This is a genomic window from Amycolatopsis panacis, from assembly GCF_003600245.1.
Lineage (GTDB): Bacteria > Actinomycetota > Actinomycetes > Mycobacteriales > Pseudonocardiaceae > Amycolatopsis > Amycolatopsis sulphurea.
Genome location: NZ_QZFV01000029.1, coordinates 1 through 3,573, shown reverse-complemented (window position 1 = coordinate 3,573; position 3,573 = coordinate 1). Strand labels below are relative to the sequence as shown.

General features: G+C 64.5%; 2 protein-coding genes and 1 pseudogene. 1 reads left to right on the top strand and 2 read right to left on the bottom strand.

Annotation, left to right across the window (positions count from 1 at the left end):
- Positions 1 to 22 precede the first annotated feature (22 nt).
- Positions 23 to 991: pseudogene (locus tag D5S19_RS32805) on the top strand (reverse transcriptase domain-containing protein); the annotation flags it as partial.
- Between the two features lie 385 nt (positions 992 to 1,376).
- Here the strand turns inward: D5S19_RS32805 and D5S19_RS32800 are convergent.
- Positions 1,377 to 2,657, bottom strand: coding sequence for an IS701 family transposase (locus D5S19_RS32800; RefSeq protein ID WP_120021686.1), 1,281 nt, complete (start codon positions 2,655 to 2,657; stop codon positions 1,377 to 1,379).
- A 13-nt stretch (positions 2,658 to 2,670) separates the two neighbouring features.
- Positions 2,671 to 3,513, bottom strand: coding sequence for a tetratricopeptide repeat protein (locus D5S19_RS02430; protein ID WP_120021685.1), 843 nt, complete (start codon positions 3,511 to 3,513; stop codon positions 2,671 to 2,673).
- Positions 3,514 to 3,573: the final 60 nt, after the last annotated feature.

Here is a 3,573-nt window from a genome sequence, read left to right as displayed (position 1 = left end):
CGCCTTGACGTCCTCGGCCAGGATGGAGATGGCGGTGCGGGTGCATCAGACTGTCCTGTCCTGGCAACCGCTGCCGGTCAAGCGGGTGCATATACCGAAAGGACCTGACAGGGCCAAACTGAGGCCACTCGGCATCCCCGTGATCATGGATCGCTGCCATCAGGCCAGGGTCCGTGCCGCGTTGGAACCGGAGTGGGAGGCCAGGTTCGAGCCCCGATCGTATGGGTTTCGGCCGGGTCGTGGTTGCGCGGATGCGATCGCGTCGTTGTTCACGATCCTGCGCAGGAAGACCGCGAAACGGGTGTGGATCTTGGATGCCGATCTGTCCACGGCGTTCGACAGAATCGATCATTCCCGTCTGCTCGCCGCGATCGGATCGTTTCCCGCCAGGGACATGATCCGCAAGTGGCTCAAGGCGGGAGTGCTCGAGCCGGGCAAAGGCTTCGCGCCGACCGACGAGGGCACTCCTCAAGGCGGTGTGATCAGCCCGTTGCTCTTGAACGTGGCGCTTCATGGACTGGAGGAAGCCGCAGGAGTCCGGTATCACGCTTCCGGTGTTCACGCCGGGAGAACGATGTCGGGTTGCCCGGCTCTGGTCAGGTACGCCGACGACCTGGTCGCATGCTGCCACAGTCAGCAGCAGGCGCAACAGGTCAAAGCGCGGCTTGCCGAGTGGCTGGCGCCCAGGGGTCTGGCCTTCAACGAGGAGAAGACGACGATCGTCCACCTCGGACAGGATGGCTTTGACTTCCTGGGGTTCAACGTCCGCCGCTATCAGGGAGGCAAGCTGCTGATCAAACCGAGCACGGCGGCACTGAGGCGGCTCCGGGAACGGCTCTCGGTCGAGATGCGCGCATTGCGTGGATCGAACGCGATGGCGGTGGTCGCCCGGCTCAACCCGATCATCCGTGGGTGGGCCGCCTATTACCGGGGAGGGGTGTCCAGCAAGACGTTTCATGCGCTGGACTATCACGTGTGGAAGCTCACATACAAGTGGGCCAAGCACACTCACCCGAACAAGTCGAAGTGGTGGATCTGTGGCCGCTATTTCGGCAGGTTCAACAAGTTCAGGAACGACCGGTGGGTCTTCGGTGCCCGTGACCGTATCGACGATCACGGCGCTGTGCCTTACCTGATCCGGTTTTCCTGGACCGACATCGTCCGGCACCAGATGGTGGCGGGAACGTCGTCTCCGGACGATCCGGACCTGGCCAGCTACTGGACCGCACGGCGGCGGCGGGTCAAACCTCCGCTGGACAACTACACGCTACGCCTGCTCGATCGGCAACGCGGCCTTTGTCCACTGTGTACAGACCCGTTGCTCACCGCCGATCAGCCGCAATCTCCACGGGAGTGGGAAAGATGGTGGTTGACCGTTACCCGCAAAGCCATCGCGCATGACTATCTCGTGCACGACGGGCGATCGGGACAACGCGCCGGGCCGGACGGTGATCGAACTCGCCTCGTGCATGCTTCCTGCCGACGCCAGATCGGCAAAGACGGGAAGCCCACCGCATCGAACCCGCATGCCCCTGTGGCTGCTTGAGCCGGATGCTCGGAAAGCGGGCACGTCCGGTTCTGAGGGGGCCTCGGCGCAGCAATGCGCCGGGGCTACCCGACAGCCCGGTTTCGTTCTTGGCGAACTGGAAGGTTTCCTCGACTGCCCAGCGGGATCCGGCGACCCGGACGAGTTCGGCGACCGGCACCGGGTAGGTGGAGTGGCAGATGTAGTAGGCCAGCTCGGTGGGTTTGCTGATCGAGCGGCGGACCAGCAGCTGCTGCCCGCCCGGAGTGGCGGGGTCGATCAGGAGCCAGTCGTAGAGCCGGTGTCCTTTGCTGCCGATCCCGGCCGAGAGCCGTTGCCAGCCCTTCCGAGGTGCCGCGGTCGCGAGGTCGTCGGCGCGCATCGTCCCGGCGGGGGTGTCGAAGTGGTGATCGCAGGAGACGGCCATGACGTAGTTCAGGCCGGCCTGCTCACACCAGCTGCGCAGGCCGGGGTTGTCGCCGTAGGCCTCGTCGGCAGTGAACCACTCGACGTCGGAGCCGGTGTCGAGCAGTCGTTCCAGCATCCGCCGGGCGGGCTGGGGTTTGGTCGCGAACTCGATGGTGTCGGCGATTCCGGCCTCTCGGCAGCGGTCTCGGTCCTCGGTCCAGGACGCCGGGACATACAGCTCACGGTCGATCAACGCGCGTCCCTTGACCGATACGTAGGTCAGGAACACGCCGAGCTGGCAGTTCTCGATCCGTCCGGCGGTGCCGGAATACTGCCGCTGCACTCCAGCGGATGTGGTGCCCTTCTTCAGAAACCCGGTCTCATCGGCCACCGCGACCCCGCTGCGGTCGCCGAGACGTTCCAGCACGAGGCCGCGCAGATCATCGCGGACCTCCTCGGCGTCCCAGCGGTAGAAGTTCAGCAACCGCTGCATGCCGTCCGGGCACAGGTCGCCGGCTTGCTCGGCGATCGTCCACGAGTTCTTCCGCTCCGCCTTGGACAGCAGTCCCAGCACATACATCCGAGCCCGCCGCCGTGAGTCCGCCTGCGCGAAACGCCCCGCGACCAGCGCGAACACGTCATCGAACCTGGCCCGCCAGCGAGCAAGCCGATCATCGGCTACTGTCCACGACGCGGCCACCGCGTCCTCTTCGAGATCCAACACACCTTGAAGTCGATCACGCGGTGGCCGTCCTCATGACCACGACACGCCGCCAGATCACACACTGCGGCTGCCGTACTAGGCTGTAGGCGAGTTCTCCCACCGATGCCACCGCCGAGCCGATGGCTCTGCCGCTAGTCCGGCTATCGACTCGCCTTAGTGCGTGAATGAGGCAATCTGCCGCGTACGGGGCGTGTTCCGCGCCGAGGCTCATGAGGTTGTTCGCTATGCCGACGAGAGCGAGCGCGGCTCCCTCCGAATCTCCCAATGACTCGCATAGCCTGAAATCGGTGAGGTGATGACGGCACGCTTCGCCTTGACGATCTTGCTGGTACAGGACGAGCGCGAGGTCGTTTAGCGCGGCGCCTTCGGCGATGGGAATACCGCACAAGGCAAAGCCTTCCGCCGCAGCAGCCAGCGAGGCTTCGGCGTCATCGAGCTGGTCGTTCGCTTTCTGCGCGAGGCCTAGAGAGTGCAGGGACTGGGCGATTTCCGCAGCGTCGCCATGGCGGCGGGTGAGTTCGAGATCTTGCTCTAGGTAGGGAATCGCTTCAGCTGGACGGCCCAGTTCCGTGAGAGTAAGGCCGACGTCGTGCGCAGTGGCCCTGGCGTTGTATTGCTCGTGATGTCCTTGCGAGTGCCAGCTGTGGAGAACTTCGAGGAAGAGCTCCAGGGCTTCCTTGTATCGGCCTTGCAGGCGCAAGCTGGATGCTCTTGCTTGCTGCACCAGCGTTTTCTGGAACAGCGACGCGCTGTCGGGAACGGTAGGCATCATGCTCTTCGCGGCGTAGAGGCTAGCCGGGTGTTTCGCACATGAGTGATGGTGGGCGGACCCGGGAACTCCGGATTTGTTGATCATGGCGGTTGGGTGGGGTCGACCGCAAGGAGGTCGAGTAGCCGGGCTTGGATCGGGGTCGGC

Coding starts and splice junctions, on each gene's coding strand:
- D5S19_RS02430 (WP_120021685.1), bottom strand. CDS start 3,513: ATGATCAACAAATCCGGAGTTCCCGGGTCCGCCCACCATCACTCATGT.